Source organism: Halopenitus malekzadehii (assembly GCF_900108505.1).
In the GTDB taxonomy this organism is placed as follows: domain Archaea; phylum Halobacteriota; class Halobacteria; order Halobacteriales; family Haloferacaceae; genus Halopenitus; species Halopenitus malekzadehii.
Genome location: NZ_FNWU01000004.1, coordinates 1 through 15,346, shown reverse-complemented (window position 1 = coordinate 15,346; position 15,346 = coordinate 1). Strand labels below are relative to the sequence as shown.

The following is a 15,346-nucleotide window of genomic DNA, read 5'->3' as shown; positions in this document are numbered from 1 at the left end:
TGGGTGTAAACGTATTTTGTATACGGTTGCGTATACGATTACGTATACGAACTCGGGCGCTCGAGCGGCCGCCGTTCTCCGGTCGGAGCACAGAAGATTACAAGACTATGTCTGTTTGTATAACCGAAAGTGACGAACCAAGGCCGACCCGACCACGAATGATCGAATGAACCAGACGGTCGAACGGACGGCCCGGTCGGCGCGGTCAGCCGATCGAAATAACGTATACATTTACCGTATACACACAACTGCGGGCGGGAACGATCGAAGTGGCGACCGACGGGACGAGTGGCAAACAGAGCTATCACGAACAGAACGATGATCAAGAAACTGTGACGGCACGCCCGAGAGGGCAGACGGGCACCGGACGGCACAACGAGCCAGTCCGTGGGCGACGATCGTCGTCAGGGTCAGGGACCGCGGTCGGTTTCGATTTTCAGGTCCGTACGCGGCTTCGCGATACAGGTCAACACGTATCCCTCCTCCTTCTCCGAGTCGGAGAGGAACATTCCCTCGGTCTGATCGACGTCGCTCGGGTCGCTGTCGCCGGCGAGCTTGGCCGAACAGACCCCACAGACGCCCATCCGGCACTGGTAGGGCATATCGATCCCGGCGGCCTCGGCGGCCTCCAGGATCGGCTCGTTCTCCGCGACCTCGATCGTCTGATCGAGGTCGACGAACTCGACGGTATGGGTCTCGACCATACTTAGGCGTCCTCGTCGAGGCGCTGTTCGTAGACGTGTTCGACCGGTTCGAACTCGTGGGCGCGGTAGAACTCCGCGGAGTCCTCGTCGCCGTGCATCACGTCGACGCGGTAGAAGTCGATCTCACGGGGATCCTCGCCGAACCACTCACGGACGGCGTCGATCATCCGTGTGCCCAGTCCCTCGCCACGGTGCTCCTCGGTGACGAAGTGGCCGTTGATGTAGCCGTGGTTCTGCAGGCGGAAGATCGGGTGGTTTCCCCTCACGCGGGCCTCGAGGACGCCGACGAGGTCGCCGGTGTCGGTGTCCTCGGCGACGACGACGGTTCCGTATTTCGAGTTGAGCAACTGGTTCTCGAAGTACTGCAGCCAGCGGTCGTTGGCGCTCTCCTTGTGGCGATAGCGCTCGTCGTATTTCGAGAGGTGTTCGGTGAATCCGTGCCAGAGCTCGAGGAGTTCCTCGCCATCGCCGGGTTCCGCGTGTCGAACCTCGTAGGTCATACGAGCCCGAACGTCGTCGAGGATTAAAAAAGTCGCCCTCCACGACGGCCGGCTCACCGGGATGAGCCCGCCACGTTCGGGCGGTCAATTACGCCGTTCGTATACAGAAAAGGATTATAACCCTCCGCAGCCAAAGGGATGATAGCGAGTCAGCTATGCCCACGGAAGCGAAACTCAAAGAGCAAGTACAGAACGGCAAGATGATCGAATCGCGCGAGGAGATGACTGAGGGCTACGAGAAGGCACTCAAGCAGATCCTCACGGTTTCGGGTGACACCGAACTGATGAGCGCACCGGCCTACTACGAGCAGTCGCTCAACGCCCCCTCGATGGACGCCCGTGCGTCCTGTATCAGCGTCATCCAGGACGAGCTCGGTCACGGCCACATCGCCTACCGACTCCTCGAGGATCTCGGCGAGGACCGTCACGAACTCATCTACGAGCGTGAACCCCACGAGTTCCGGAACACGTACGGATTCGACCAGCACATCGACAATTTCGCGGAACTCGTCAGCGCCCACGGGATGTTCGATCGCGCGGGGATCGTCCTCCTCAGCGACGTTCACGAGAACACCTCCTACGCGCCCTGGAAGCGCGCGCTCACGAAGGTGAACAAGGAGGAGCAGTTCCACCTGCGCCACGGCGAGACCTGGATGCGTCGGCTCGCCAACAAAAGCGACAAGACGCGGGCGAAGCTCCAGGACGCCATCGACTGGATGTTCCCGATGGCGATCGAGTGGTTCGGCCTGCCGGACGACAAGAAGAAACACGACGACCAGCTCGAGTACTGCATCAAGGGCAAGACGAACGACGAGCTGCGCGAGGACTGGCTCGAACGTGCGATGCCGCTGATGAACGAACTCGATCTGGACGTCCCGGCCCACTATGACGAGGCGTCCGACGAGTACGTCCTCGATTACGAGTTCCCGGTCGCCTTCGACGAGGACAACAAGGAATGGCGCTTCGACGAGCCTATCTCGTGGGACGACGTCATCGACCGCTGGCGCGGTCGTGGCCCGGCCAACGAGAAATACGTCGACCTGATCCAGTCGAAGACGGTCGAAGTGCAGGTGTAAGATGTCCTGTAGCACCCCGACGCCTGACGATTCGACGCCGGACGACTCGACGGCGCCCGCGACCTCGAGCGACTTCATCGAGCGCCGCCGCCGGAACGCGACCGGCTTCGAGGCGGAGGCCTGGGACGTCGTCGACGAGATCCCGGACCCGCACATCCCGGTGAGCCTCGTCGAGATGGGGATGATCTACGACGTCGACTACGCGGACGGTCACGTCGACGTCGAGATGACCTTTCCCTGTATGGGCTGTCCCGCCTACGACATGATCCACAACGACATCGAGAGCTGCCTACTCGTGTACGAGGAGGTGGACTCGGTCGACGTGGACGTCGTCTGGGAGCCCGTCTGGTCGAAGGAGATGTTGACGGCGGACGTCCGCCGGAAGATGAACGAATCGGGGATCAGCCTGTGAGACGAACGACGGACACACACCACACGAAACACACTACCACTCAACGATGACACGATACTACGAAGTCTTCGCCCGGATCAACCAGGGCGATGAGACGCTCCACATCGGAAACGTACAGGCGGACAGCGATCGCCTCGCGAAGCTGTACGCACACAACACCTTCGACGAGGAGGACTGGGACTTCCTGGCGGTCGTTCGCCGAGAGGACGTTCACGAAGTCAACATCGAGCAGGAGGTGCTCTCCCCAGCATGAGCGAGTGGCCCGACATCGCCGTGGATTACGTCCAGGCGATCACGGACACCAAGATCGTTCTTGGACACCGCTACGCACAGTGGTCCCTGACCGGTCCCTCGCTGGAGGACGACATCGGCGGCGCAAGCGCCGCCCAGGAGGAGGTCGGCCACGTCCGACAGCTCTTCCGGCTCCTCGAGGACCAGGGGCGCGACTCGGACTGGCTCGATGGACACCGTGACCCCGAGGCGGTCAACAACGTCGCCAGCCTCGATTCGATCGACGGCGAGTGGCCCGAATATCTCACGACGATGGCCACCGCCGATCGCGCCGCGTGGTACCTGCTCGATGCGATCGACCACGAGGACTTCGGCGGAATGGTGACGAAGATGGGCGAGGACGAGTACTTCCACCTGGAGTACCACGACGCCCGTCTCGAGAGCCTCGCCGAGAAGGAGACCGACGCCATCCAGTCGACGCTCGAGGAGACGCTGCCGCACACGCTCGCGTTCATCGGCCCCGCCGAATACGACGCCGAGTCGGACCCGCTCTACGAGGCCGGGTTCACCGACCGTCCTGTAAGCGAGATCCGCGAGTCGTACCTCGGCCACTTCGAGGACCTCTTCGAGGGAACGCCGGTCTCACTCGAGAACGTGGACCGCTCGGTCCCCGACATCGAGGCATGGAACGAGACGCGTCGCCGCGTGAACGGCGGCTCGATCCCCGAAGCCGACCTCGTTCAGATCCGCGGGGACAGCAACGAACTGTACGTGATGGACTGATGACGGTGGCATCAGAGGGCCGGACCGGCGGGGAGGTGGACCCCGACGTCGAGGGCGCGGAGTCCGACGTCGAGGACGCTGCTGACGCCGCCGCCGAGACCGACCGCGACGCCGACGAGCCGACGGTCGGATGTCCGTTCTGTGACTCCACGGACGTCGAGCAGGAGTCGCAGTTCGGCAGCGAGATCTCGAAGTCGCAGTACTACTGCAACGGCTGCCACACCGTCTTCGAGCGGATCAAGTACGACGGCAAGCGGCCCGACACGAGCTGAGGGCCGCATCCACGATCCGGATCGGGCCGGAACGAGCCGAATCGGAACGGGTCGACCCGATCGTCGGGTCGAACTCGACGTCGCGATCGGGATAACCCGGCGTCGCCGTCGGCGATCGGCGCGGCGTTCCGTACCACCGGCGTCGCCATCCGTGGTCCACCATCCGGAGTCCGACGAGAGGGATCCGACGTAGATCGCGTCGAGAGCGGCTGCTGTGCCGATATCACCGTCGTTCGGTATGAGAAGCTATTTATATACTGCTTCCGATCGTTTGGGTACATGCAATCGTTCACCGAGCTCGACCTCGAGTACTTCGAGACCAACCTCGACGACCACGTCGGGTATCTCCGATTGAACCGACCGCCGGCGAACGCACACCACATCGACGTCCTGCTGGAGCTCCAGCGCGCCGTCGAAGTGATCCGGTTCGACGACGACGTCCGCGTGGTTCTGTTCGGCAGCGCGAACGAGAAGATCTTCTCGACCGGCTTCGACATCGGCGTCCTGCAGGAGAAGTCCGGCCAGCAGATCGGCTACGCGAGCCAGACGAGCAAGGAAGTCATCATGAAGATCCGGACCACAGACACGATCTTCATCGCGATGGTCAACGGCCACTGTATGGGCGGCGGCCTCGAGCTCGCGCTCGCGTGTGACTTCCGCTACGTCGGCAACGACGACGACTACAGCGTCGGGATGCCGGAGGTCCACCTGGGCCTCATCGCCGGCGAGGCCGGCACGCAGCTGCTGCCGCGGTACATCGACCGCTCGACCGCGCTGAAGATGATGATCACGGGCGAGACGCTGACCCCCGAGGAGGCGACCGAGCGCGGCATCTTCGACGAGATCCACCCGCCGGAGGAGATCGAGGACGCGGCCCGCGAGTTCGCCGACCAGATCGTCCAGAAGCCGAACCTCGCGGTTGGCAACAACAAGCTCGCCGTCAACGAGGGGCTCGAACTGCCACTGTCGGACGCGCTCGCCCACGAGCGTGAGCTGCAGAACCGCCTGCTCGGCTCGGACATCGCCAAGGAGGGCGTCGACGCCTACCTCGGCAAGCGCGACCCCGACTTCCTCGCCGTCGAGAAGGGCGAGAAGGAACCGGGCAACGCCGAGTAACGACGACAACGCGGTCCCACGGACGGAGACGCAAGTCCCAGATCGGTTCTCACGTTTTTTCGGCAGTGTCGTCCGCGAGCCGCGCGAATATCCTTCGAACGGTCGCTCCGCCGTGCGCACGGTAGTCCCGCCGGGAGCGACCGTGTCGGGTTCCGGATCGACCCCGACAGGGAACGTGGCGACGAGTGATGTCGGGAAGGGTCGGTGTCCGGCTGTGGACTCCGATCGTGGCGTCTCAGGCAGTTGGTGCCGGTGACGCCTCAGGCAGTTGGCACCGGTGGCGTCTCACGCGGTTGGTGCCGGTTGTGCCTCAGCCAGCAGTGAGCTTATAACTCGAGCGCGTGCTCGGCGACCGTCGTCTTCTGGATCTCGGTCGTCCCGCCGATGAGGCTGAGGATCTTCGCGTCGCGGAAGTACCGTTCGAGGGGGTAATCCGTCCGGTAGCCCGTCCCGCCGTGGATCTGGATCGCGTTGCGGGTGACGTACTCGACGACGTCGCTTGCGACGTACTTCGCCTTGCTGGAGGCGCGGGTGTCGCCCTCGCCGGCGGCGATGTCGTGGGCCGAGTTATAGACGAGGTGGCGTGCGCCGTCGAGCTTGGCGTCCATCTCGGCGACGAGCACCTGAACGGCCTGATACTCGCCGACCGGGTTGCCGCCCTGTTCGCGGTCGCCGGCGTAGTCGATCGCCTCCTCGAAGGCCGCCGTGGCGATGCCGGTCGCGATCGCGCCGAGGCCGGTTCGGGCCATGTCGATCGTCCCCATCGCGATCCGGAAGCCCTGTCCGACCTCGCCGAGCAGCGCGTCCGCGGGAACGGCGACGTCCTCGAAGGTGGAATCCCCGGTGACGTGCCCACGCATCCCCATGAACTCCACGCGGTCGAAGGTGAAGCCGGGTGCCTCCTCGGGGCTCGGAACGAGGAAGACGCTGACGCCGTGGCCCTCCTCGGGCGCCGGCCGTTTCCGCGCGACGACGAGGTGGACGTCCGCGACGCCGGCGTTCGTTCCGAAGGCCTTCTGCCCGGAGATCGCGTAGCCGTCGTCCGTCTCCTCGGCGACCGTCGACAGCTCGGTCGGCGAACTGCCCGCGTCGGGCTCGGTGAGCAGCATCGAGCCGATCGACTCGCCGCGGGCCATCGGCTCGAGGTACGCCTCCTTCTGGGCGTCCGTGCCGTGGTGGGCGATGGGTAACGCCGCGAAGGTGTGGCCCTGGATGCTCTCGGCGACCGCGCCGCTCGCCTGCGCGATCCGCTCGATCACGAGACAGTATGAGAGGAAGTCGGACCCTTCCCCACCGTATTCCTCCGGCAGAAGGACGCCGAGGAGTCCACGGTCGCCGGCTTCCGCGAGCACGTCGTCGGGGAACTCGTCGGCGTCCTCGATCGCCTCGGCCCGCGGGGCGACCACGTCGGTTGCGAAGGCGTCCGCCCGGTCACGGAACTCCCGATGCTCCTCGGAGAGCGCGCTCTCGATGAGGCTCATAGGCGTGATAGCGCCACACGCCCTAATAAGTCCCGCGGGCTCACGCGAACGGTACCCGAGTTCGCGCAAACAGCACGCGAGTTCGTGCAAACGACACGCGATCTCACGCGAGTCGTGCGTGCTGCGGCGCCGCCGGAGGGGACGATTTATGTGGAACGACCTCCCACTGGCGGGTATGAGGGATGTGTACGTCATCGGGGCCGGCCAGTCGCCGTTCGGCTCCTTCCCCGACGAGACCTACCTGACGCTGTTCGAGACGGCCTACGAGAACGCGCTGGAGAGCGTGGGCGGCAAACTGGACCCCGACCGCATCGACGAGGCGTTCCTCGGAACCCTCGGCGTCGGCGGCCGACAGATCGGCCTGAGCAGCCCGGCGGTCACCGAGCACCTGGGACTGCACGGCGTCCCGACGACCCGCGTCGAGAACGCGTGTGCGGCAAGCGGCTACTCGTTCCGCTCGGCGCTGACGGCCGTTCGGGCCGGCACCGCCGACGTCGCGTTGGCGGGCGGCTACGAGGTGATGACCGACACGAGCGCCGACCAGACCAAGTGGTGGCTCGGCGTCAGCGGCGAGACCGAGTGGGAGCGGATGAGCGGGACGACCTTCGCCGGCGTCTACGCACAGATGGCAAGCGCCTACCTCGACGAGTACGACGCCACCGTCGAGGACCTCTCCCGGGTCGCGGTCAAAAACCACGGCAACGGCGCGAAGAACCCGAAGGCGCACCTCGGCTTCGAGTGTTCGCTCGAGGACGCCAACTCGGCACCCGGCGTCGCAGACCCGCTCAACCTCTATCACTGCTGTCCGACCACCGACGGCGCCAGCGCGGCGCTGCTGGCCAGCGAGGAGGTCGCCGCCGAGTTCGACGGCCCGTCCGTCAAGATCGCCGGCGCCGGCGCAGCGAGCGGGCGCGTGGGGCTGTTCCAGCGCGAATCGCTCACGAGCATCCCCGCGAGCGTGCAAGCGGGCGAGGAGGCGTACGCGGAGGCGGGAGTCACTCCCGACGACCTCGATTTCGCCGAGGTTCACGACTGCTTCGCGATCGCCGAGCTGCTGGCGTACGACGACCTCGGGTTCTGTGAGCGAGGCGAGGCCGGCCGGCTGCTCCGCGAAGGCGTCGTCGATCCCGACGGCGAGCTGCCGACGAACACCAGCGGCGGCCTCAAATCGAAGGGCCACCCGATCGGCGCCACCGGAACCGGCCAGGTCGTCGAGGCGTTCTTCCAGCTGCGCGGGGAGGCCCACGTCCAGGTCGACGACCCGACCTACGGGCTCACCCACAACGTCGGCGGCAGCGGCGGCGGGGTGACGGTTCACGTCTTCGAGCGCACGGAGGTGGACGCATGAGCGACGAGCGTGACGTCGCGGGCGATCTCGCGACCGACGGCGGGACCGCGACGGACGCCGATCCGGTCGGCATCGAGACCGCGGCGATCCGACTGCCGGCGTTCCGGCTCTCGAGTGAGGAGATCGCGGACGCCTGGGGCACGAGCCACGCCCCCGGTGTCGAGCGGAAGGCCGTCGCGGGCGCCGACGAGGACGCACTGACGATGGCGGTCGCCGCCGCCGAGCGCGTGCTCGCCGGTGGAGACGAGGGGGCGGCGGAGGCGCCCACGACGGTCGTGGACCCCGGCCGAATCGACCTCGTCGTGACCGCGACGACGACGCCGCCGATGGAGGAGGGCGAGTTCACGCCGCGGCTCGTTCGCGCGCTCGGCCTCCCGACGGACGTGGCGACCGCGACCGTTCGCGGATCGACCGCGGCCGGCGGCGAGGCGCTTGCCCGCGGACTCGAAGCGGCTAGGTCGGGCACCGCGCTGGTCGTCGTCTCCGACTGCCCGACGGGCGACCCGGCCGAGACGGACCACCCGATGGGCGCCGGCGCGGCCGCGTTCGTGCTGTCGGCCGACCCCGCGGTCGAGGTCGGCGATCCGGCCTGGCACGTCGAGGAGTATCCGGGGATCCGTCACCGCGAGCGCGGCGCCGAGACGGTCGACACCCTCGACATCACGACCTACCAGCGAACGGCGATCCGCGAGTCGATCACCGCGGCGACCGAGACGCTCGCCGACGACGGCGGGCCCCTCGAGGCGTCGGGGTTCGAGGCGGTCGACGCCGCCGCGGTCCATCAGCCGAACGGGAGCCTCCCGTATCGCGCGACCGGCGATCTTCCGGTCGATCCCGGGACGGTGCAGGCCGGCACCGTCGCCGACCGGATCGGCGACGCGGGCGCCGCCACGGTCCCGATCGGTTTGCTCGCGGCGGTGGCCGACCGGAACGCCGACGGGGACGATCCGGACGCCCACCACGGCGTCGCGACGTTCTTCGGCGGCGGCACCGCGGTCTCGATGGCCTGCCGGGGAACGCTGTCGGTCGCCGGGGTCGACGAACTCGACGGCGGGGAGTCGATCACCTACGACGACTACCTCCGCAAGCGCGGCACGATCGTCGACGGCGCGGTCGCGGGCGGGGGCGCCCACGTGAGTCTGCCGAACTGGCAGGGCTCGCTCGACCAGCGGTACCGGCTCGCCGCCGGGCGTTGTCCGGAGTGTGGCGGCGTGACGTTCCCGCCGACGGGCGCCTGCCGGGAGTGTCACGAGCGCGTTACCTTCGAGGAGTTCGAGGCGCCACGGACTGGAACCGTCCGCGCCGTGACCGTCATCGGTCAGGGGGGTGCACCGCCGGAGTTCACCGGCCATCAGCAGCGTGACGGCGCCTACGGGGTCGCGATCGTCGATCTCGGGGAGGGTGAAGACGAGATCACGCTTCCGGGGCAGTTGACCGACGCCGACCCGACCGACGTCGAGGTGGGCGAGACCGTGGCCGCGACGGTGCGTCGGATCTACGAACAGGAGGGCGTCCCGCGGTACGGCGTGAAGTTCGTCCCCACGGACGCGGAGTCCACGGACGCCGAGTAGGTCGTCGACCTCGGGGCGACGCGATCACTCCCTATCGAGCCCGAACTCGTCCCACCGCTCCCGAACAGATTCGCGAACGTTCTCCGGAAACGACTGCTCGAAGGTGACACGGGGCGCGATGTACTCCTCGTCCCAGCGCGGGTCCCACGTCGCGGCGATGTGGAGCCGCGAGCCGGTCTCGCCGTCGCGCCGATAGCGCGTCGCGGTCGCGCTCGGGGCGTGCGGCTCGCTGAAGGCCCAGTCGTTGGCGGGATGCGCCTTCACCCACATATCGTCGAGCGCCTTCGCGAGGTCGGTCGGATCCGAGTTCTCGTCGACGATCAGGACCTTATCGAAGAGGTTCGAAAAGGAGAACAGCGTGTTGGCGAGCTGCCACTCGAAGCCGGCATACAGGATCTCGCTGGCGACCAGACAGATCCCGAGCCCGCCCTCAGGCGGCAGTCGAACCCATCGGACCGGCGAGACGCCCCAGTAGCCGTTGACGCGCCGGGAGAGCCGCGCCGCCTCAAGCAGACTCACGAGCTGGGTGTCATCGGACAGCGGCGCCCCAAGCGGTGCGAACGCCACGATCGGGTCCTCCCGGGTCGCGATCCGGTCAGCTCGCACCACGGCCGTGGCGGTCGCACAGGTGGCTTCCCACGCCGCGCGCCACTCATCGGCCGCGGTCGCAGCATCGACGGCGGTCGTGGTCGCCGATCGTCGATCGCCGCGATGGGCCGGCTCCGGATCGGCGGTCGGTTCGAGAACGCCGTCGATCCGAACCTCGGCGTCGCGAGGGACGATCCTGTCGGCCACACGGGAGACGGCCACGGGCGCGAGACCGGCTGCAAGCTCGGGCGTGTCGGTTCGGACACGGTCGCCGATCCAGCCCTGCAACGCCGCCAGGAGCACCGGCGCGGAGACGCCAAGGAGCACGCTGACTCCCGTCGCAGCCGCGTCCGCAGTACCGTCGACTGTAGCGCTCTGAGCGCGCCCGAGACGGTCGTGAAACGCGCGGGGGAGGATGATCCGGAGCCGTGAACTGCCGCGCACGTCGCCGCGGACCGGGACCCACGTCGTACCGGCATCGGGACCCAGATCGACCGCGAGCACGCCGAGCGACACGAGGGGGCGAGCGTTGGCAGACAGCGTCGGCAGCCCGAGGGTGTGCAGATCGAGAGTCGGGTCCGGCGTCGCTGCCGGCTCCGCGTCGCTCCGCGGGATCGGTTCGGTCCCTCGCCCGGCAAGCAGATCGAGCAGGTCGTGATAGGCGTGGGTGGATGGAACGGCGTCGACGTCCTCGCCGGCGGTCAACGCGTCGCCGATCCGGTCCCACGGTTCGCGATCGTGGGCCGCAAGCTGGTCGGGGCCGCCGAACGCGCCCGCGACGAACCGAACGCGTCCGGGCGTTTCCTCGAAGATGACGGCGGGTCCGCCCTCGCGTGCGGCGACCGAAGCGACCGCGGCAGCCTCCTCGTCCCAGTGAACGCGGTCGTCTATCGAGACGATATCACTCCGATCGCGAAGCCGCGAGAGGTGATCGCGGAGTCCGATTCCGGGTCCGTTCATCTGCGCCATCCTCCGGCCGTCGGTTCACGATCCGGCCGGTCACCGAGCAGGGCGTCCTCGAGAGCGACCGACACGCCCGCCTCACGGAGCGTCTCGCGTGCCCGTCGCTCCAGTTCCGGTGGACGATCGACCGCCGGTGACGATCGAGTCGCGTCGATGTAGGTCTTTGCCGTCTTCGCCTTCGAGGTGCCGGTCTGGATGTCGCCCTTCTCGCTGGGGGTCTGGTAGATGTTGAGCGGCACCTTCGGCATCGTCTCGACGCCGAACTGGTGGAAGTCCGCGTCCGGATCCGCGTGCAGCGCCAGCGCCTCCACGACCGCCCGGGAGTCGGTGGGTTCGACGTCGGCGTCGACGAAGACGAAGAAGTCGACGTGCAACATCCCCCAGGTGGTGAAGATGAAGTTGGCGAGTTCGTGGAGATAGCCCGGTTCGGTGCGGTCGGTGGCGATCACGTAGACCGTTCGCGGGGTGGACGTCCACGGCGCACAGCACTCGACGTCGAACCCGGCGGTTCGTAGCCCCAGCGTTGCGTCGGGGCCCACACAGCCGGCCTCCATCGAACTCGTGGAGTTCTCGGCGTAGCCGACGCCCGACCCCTCGACACAGAACGGAATGATCGGGTCCTCGCGGTGGGTGATCGCGGAGACCTCAAGGACGGGCATCGACCGACGGGGGCCGTGCATATAGCCGAAGTAGTCGCCGAACGGCCCTTCGTCTCGCCGGGCATCCGGCACGATCTCCCCCTCGATGACGAGCTCGGCGTTCGCGGGGACTCGAAGGTCGTTCGTCTCACACTCCACGAGCTCGATCGGTTCGCCCTTGAGCCCGCCGGCGAACTCGGCCTCGCTGCGGTCGGTCGGGATCCACATCACCGACGTGTACTCGACGGCCGGCTCTGCGCCGACGACGATCGCGACCGGCATCGGCTCGCCGCGGCGTTCGTACTTGTAGTAGTAGAGGTTCGGCGTCTGTTCGCCGGCAAGCAGGAGGACGCTTGCGGTCTCGCCGTCGTGGATCATCGCGCGGTGATACGACCAGTCGACCCACTCCGAGTCTGGATCCGGTGCGACGAGCGTGTGGAGGTTCGAGTACCGGCCGCCGTCGCCGGCGTGGATGTATGGCCACGGGAACCGGAGGAGGTCGACGTCCTCGCCGTACAGGACCTGGTCTTTCACCGGCGCGTCGGCGGCGGCGACCGCCGTCGGCGCGATCGGGTCCTGGAGGCGGTCGATCACCTCCTCGTAGAACTCGAATCGCGAGAGGTCGGCGGGGAGGTCAAGCCCGAGAGCGATCCGGTTCCAGGGCCGGTTCCCGCTCCCGCGGTAGGGATCGCCGACGAGCCTGGCGGCCTCGGTCCGTTCGAAAAGCGGGACCCGTGCGTCGCGCTCGTTGGCCAGCATCGTGATCGCGCTGGCCTCGAGGTTCCAGGACACCGACTCCTCGACGCGTTGGAGGTCGTCGTGTGACTCGAGGACCGCGAGGTACTCCCGGAGGCTGTCGACCGTCATCGGCGCCCACCGCCGATGTGAGATATGTCCCCGATCATTCCTCGGCGTCCGTCAACGCCGATCGGAGCCCGGCCCGATCCCGTTCGACCTTGCGATCGACGTATGCCTCAAGCAGCGCCGGATACTCCTCGGCGAGGTGATCGAGCATCAGCCGTCGGCTCGCCTCCGAGACCGAGTCGAACTCGCCGGTCCGTTCGAGATACAGCAGGATCGTCTTCACCTCCGCCGAGCGCGTGTTGATGACGGTGCTTTGGTCGGCGGTCTCCTCCATAATCGACTCCAGCAGGTCGACGTCGACGTCGGGCTCCTCGACGTCGGCCTCGATGACGTCGATGTACCACCGCTCCTCGACGTTCTCGTGGGGGCCCTTCAGTACCGTCAGCGGCTCGGGATCCGAGAGCGATTCGGGATCCCGGCTGACCCGGGCACGCGTATCGAATATCTCCTTCGTGTGTTGGTCGGTTACCTGCAGCCGGATCTCCCCGTCCTCCGGGTCGGGCGGCAGGTTCGTTTCCGATGTCACGTACGTGCCGGGCATCGTCTGCCGAATGGTACGGGGGAGCGATAATAAAGCCTTGCTGGACGCGCGTCCGGCGAGGGACGCCGTTCGGACGAGCCGGGAGCGGTGGCGGGAACGACGGCGGCGGTCGAACGTGGTCGATCGAGACGACGGAATGGCTTCCGGCTCAGTCGGCGGCAGCGGGTTCGGCGACGTCGGCGTCGTCACCGGTGTCACCGGCATCGTCCGCGGCGTCGCCGTTCGTGGCGTCGTCCGAGTCCTCAGCGCGCGGGAACTGGCCGATCGTCTCCGCGCGGAACGCGTCGACGTCGAACGCGTAGTCCCCGTCGAGGAACTCGATCACCTGCTCGGTGTCGGCCATCGCGTTCTTCAGACAGGTCGAAGCGCCCGGCGAGGGCGTGATGTTGAACAGGATGTCCTCGCCGGTGATCTTCGCCTCGCCCATATCGAGGTCCTTCGCGTCCGTGTCGACGATCTGCGGCCTGACGCCGCCGTAGCCCGACGCCCGATCGATGTCGGAGAGTTCGACGGTCGGGACGACCTTCCGGACGTTCGGGAGGAAGGCGCGCTTGCCGACCTCCGGAAGGTCGTAGACGAGGTTCCGGAGGACGTAGGGCAACAGGATCCGGTCGGCGAGGATGTTCGCGTAGCTGAGGAACGAGTCGGACGAGAAGCCGAAGACGTCGAGGAAGTCGCCGGCGGTCGAAAAGCGCCCCCGCTCGAGGGTGGGCACGACCTTCGCAGTCGGGCCGAACCGCGTGATGTCGCCGTCGTGAACGTCGGCGTCGCCGTGGACCGCGGCGAACGGCAGCTTCTTCATCTGCAGGGTGTAGACCTTCCCGTTCAACAGGTCGTCCGCGAGGAAGAAGCTCCCGGCGACGGGCAACAGCGACATGTTCTGCCCGTAGCCCATCTCCTTGGCGATCTGGAGGCTGTGGGAGCCGGCCGCGACGACCGTGGCGTCGGACTCGAAGATGCCGTTGTCGGTGGTGATCCGGAACCCGTCACCGCCGTCGTCGATGTCGGTGACCGTCGTGCCGGTGTAGACGTCGACGCCGTCCTCCTCGTCGGCCAGGTCGACGAACGATTTTGAGACCGCGCCGTAGTCGACGACGTAGCCGTCGGGCGTCTGCAGCGCGCGCAGTTTCATATCCGGGTCCCGACCTTCGACGACCTTCGGTTCCAGATCCGCGATCTCCTCGCGGTCGATCGATCGCAGCTTGGGGTAGAGGTCGCCAAAGCCCTCGTCGTGGTACCGCGATTCGAGCTTCTCGACCTCCTCGTCGCCGACCGCGAGCACCATCTTGCTGCGCTTGCTGTGCATCTCCCGGTCGGGATCGTGGTTCTCGAGGTAGCCGGCCAGCAGCTCGGCACCCTCCTTAACCTCCTCGGCCTTTTCCAGGGTGTAGTTCGTCTCGATGTCCCCGAAGTGCAGCGTCTGGGAGTTGTTGGTGTGATGGGAGTTGATCGCCGCGATCTCCGGCTCCTTTTCGATCAACACGACGTCCTCGACGTCGGTGAACTTCGCTACCGTGTACAGTAGCGACGCCCCGCTGATGCCCCCTCCGATGATGGCTAGGTCGTATTCATCCGTCATGGTTGGCGTGAGGTACTCTCGTGTCCATCTGGAACGCCAATCGTTAATTTACTTTTCATACGCGATTCATCCCCAGCACCAGAATACACATTGACATCCTCCCGCGCCTGAAGACGTCCCCAGAACGCAGAGCGTTCTGGTGGGCGAACGAGACACGTCGTGTCTCGTCAACGCGGGAATCCCACGGCACCGCACCGCTGAGTTGGGATATTAGGGTTTGCAGTCTACCACCTCTCGTCGAGGTTGGAATCCTCGGGAGAGGTCGTAAAGGTAGACTCCGGGCTGTGCCAACCAGCCGGTACTCCTATCCTCGTCCAAACTGGCCGAAGATTCAGAGTTACTTTGGTTCAAGTCGAAACGGATGTTCTCCGCCCCATTCACGTCAGCGTTGAACGCATCGTCGTGCCCTTCACACACGTACAACCCACGCTCGACACGCTGACTCTCGTCTTTCCTACCGCAGACGCAACACGTCTTACTCGTGTCGCGCTCTGAGACTTCTACGACTTCGATGCCCGAAACCTTGGCTTTGTACGTGAGAATCTTGGTGAAGCGGTCGAACGCCCAGCCGTGCAAGTCGAGGTTGCCGTGCCGGCCCCAGTTCTTTGACTCACCGTCCTCGTCATCACGAACACCCGCGAGTTTCCCGACGTTGATACTCCCAACTTCCTGCTCAACA

Annotated in this window: 16 protein-coding genes; 8 read left to right on the top strand and 8 right to left on the bottom strand. The window is 66.3% G+C overall.

The window, feature by feature from the left end; genetic code table 11:
* Positions 1–410 precede the first annotated feature (410 nt).
* Together BLW38_RS08770 and BLW38_RS08765 are read right to left on the bottom strand one after the other, a co-directional pair.
* Positions 411–704, bottom strand: coding sequence for a 2Fe-2S iron-sulfur cluster-binding protein (locus BLW38_RS08770; protein WP_092816883.1), 294 nt, complete (start codon positions 702–704; stop codon positions 411–413).
* Between the two features lie 2 nt (positions 705–706).
* Entirely contained in the window at positions 707–1,204 is a 498-nt protein-coding gene (locus BLW38_RS08765; RefSeq protein WP_092816882.1) for a GNAT family N-acetyltransferase, read from the bottom strand.
* Positions 1,205–1,359: 155 nt separating this feature from the next.
* Here BLW38_RS08765 and BLW38_RS08760 point away from each other — a divergent pair, with 155 nt between their 5' ends.
* The 6 genes from BLW38_RS08760 (at position 1,360) to BLW38_RS08735 (ending at position 5,094) form a co-directional block, all read left to right on the top strand.
* Positions 1,360–2,280, top strand: a complete 921-nt coding sequence (locus tag BLW38_RS08760; RefSeq protein WP_092816881.1) for a 1,2-phenylacetyl-CoA epoxidase subunit PaaC — start codon at positions 1,360–1,362, stop codon at positions 2,278–2,280.
* Between the two features lies 1 nt (position 2,281).
* A complete protein-coding gene (locus BLW38_RS08755) occupies positions 2,282–2,692 on the top strand; it encodes a metal-sulfur cluster assembly factor (protein WP_092816880.1) in 411 nt (136 codons plus the stop codon).
* Positions 2,693–2,738: 46 nt separating this feature from the next.
* The gene (locus BLW38_RS08750) at positions 2,739–2,945 is read left to right on the top strand and encodes a phenylacetic acid degradation PaaB family protein (protein WP_092816879.1); all 207 of its coding nucleotides are present in this window, start codon (positions 2,739–2,741) and stop codon (positions 2,943–2,945) included.
* Positions 2,942–3,706, top strand: a complete 765-nt coding sequence (locus tag BLW38_RS08745; RefSeq protein WP_092816878.1) for a Phenylacetic acid catabolic protein — start codon at positions 2,942–2,944, stop codon at positions 3,704–3,706. Before BLW38_RS08750 ends, BLW38_RS08745 begins: the two co-directional genes overlap by 4 nt.
* Positions 3,706–3,978, top strand: coding sequence for a PaaD-like zinc ribbon domain-containing protein (locus tag BLW38_RS08740; protein WP_092816877.1), 273 nt, complete (start codon positions 3,706–3,708; stop codon positions 3,976–3,978). Before BLW38_RS08745 ends, BLW38_RS08740 begins: the two co-directional genes overlap by 1 nt.
* Positions 3,979–4,257: 279 nt before the next feature.
* A complete protein-coding gene (locus BLW38_RS08735; RefSeq protein WP_092816876.1) occupies positions 4,258–5,094 on the top strand; it encodes an enoyl-CoA hydratase/isomerase family protein in 837 nt (278 codons plus the stop codon).
* Between the two features lie 326 nt (positions 5,095–5,420).
* Here BLW38_RS08735 and BLW38_RS08730 read toward each other — a convergent pair whose 3' ends face one another.
* Positions 5,421–6,575 (bottom strand): acyl-CoA dehydrogenase family protein, encoded by a 1,155-nt coding sequence (locus BLW38_RS08730; protein ID WP_092816875.1) that lies wholly within the window; start codon positions 6,573–6,575, stop codon positions 5,421–5,423.
* Between the two features lie 175 nt (positions 6,576–6,750).
* Here BLW38_RS08730 and BLW38_RS08725 point away from each other — a divergent pair, with 175 nt between their 5' ends.
* Together BLW38_RS08725 and BLW38_RS08720 are read left to right on the top strand one after the other, a co-directional pair.
* Positions 6,751–7,923 (top strand): thiolase C-terminal domain-containing protein, encoded by a 1,173-nt coding sequence (locus BLW38_RS08725; RefSeq protein ID WP_092816874.1) that lies wholly within the window; start codon positions 6,751–6,753, stop codon positions 7,921–7,923.
* Positions 7,920–9,494, top strand: a complete 1,575-nt coding sequence (locus tag BLW38_RS08720; protein WP_092816873.1) for a zinc ribbon domain-containing protein — start codon at positions 7,920–7,922, stop codon at positions 9,492–9,494. The genes BLW38_RS08725 and BLW38_RS08720 overlap by 4 nt, the downstream gene beginning before the upstream one ends.
* Positions 9,495–9,518: 24 nt before the next feature.
* On the opposite strand, the gene BLW38_RS08715 is transcribed toward BLW38_RS08720, so the two are convergent.
* The 5 genes from BLW38_RS08715 to BLW38_RS08695 form a co-directional block, all read right to left on the bottom strand.
* Positions 9,519–11,042: a UbiD family decarboxylase gene (locus tag BLW38_RS08715; protein ID WP_092817017.1), complete on the bottom strand. Its 1,524-nt coding sequence runs from the start codon at positions 11,040–11,042 to the stop codon at positions 9,519–9,521.
* A complete protein-coding gene (locus tag BLW38_RS08710) occupies positions 11,039–12,550 on the bottom strand; it encodes a UbiD family decarboxylase (RefSeq protein WP_092816872.1) in 1,512 nt (503 codons plus the stop codon). Before BLW38_RS08710 ends, BLW38_RS08715 begins: the two co-directional genes overlap by 4 nt.
* 34 nt (positions 12,551–12,584) lie before the next feature.
* On the bottom strand, positions 12,585–13,088 hold the full coding sequence (locus BLW38_RS08705; RefSeq protein ID WP_092816871.1) for a hypothetical protein: 504 nt from the start codon (positions 13,086–13,088) through the stop codon (positions 12,585–12,587).
* Between the two features lie 148 nt (positions 13,089–13,236).
* Positions 13,237–14,667 (bottom strand): FAD-dependent oxidoreductase, encoded by a 1,431-nt coding sequence (locus BLW38_RS08700; protein ID WP_092816870.1) that lies wholly within the window; start codon positions 14,665–14,667, stop codon positions 13,237–13,239.
* 210 nt (positions 14,668–14,877) lie between these two features.
* Positions 14,878–15,346 (bottom strand): zinc ribbon domain-containing protein (locus BLW38_RS08695; protein ID WP_143040829.1); only part of this gene is annotated, 469 nt, incomplete at its 5' end.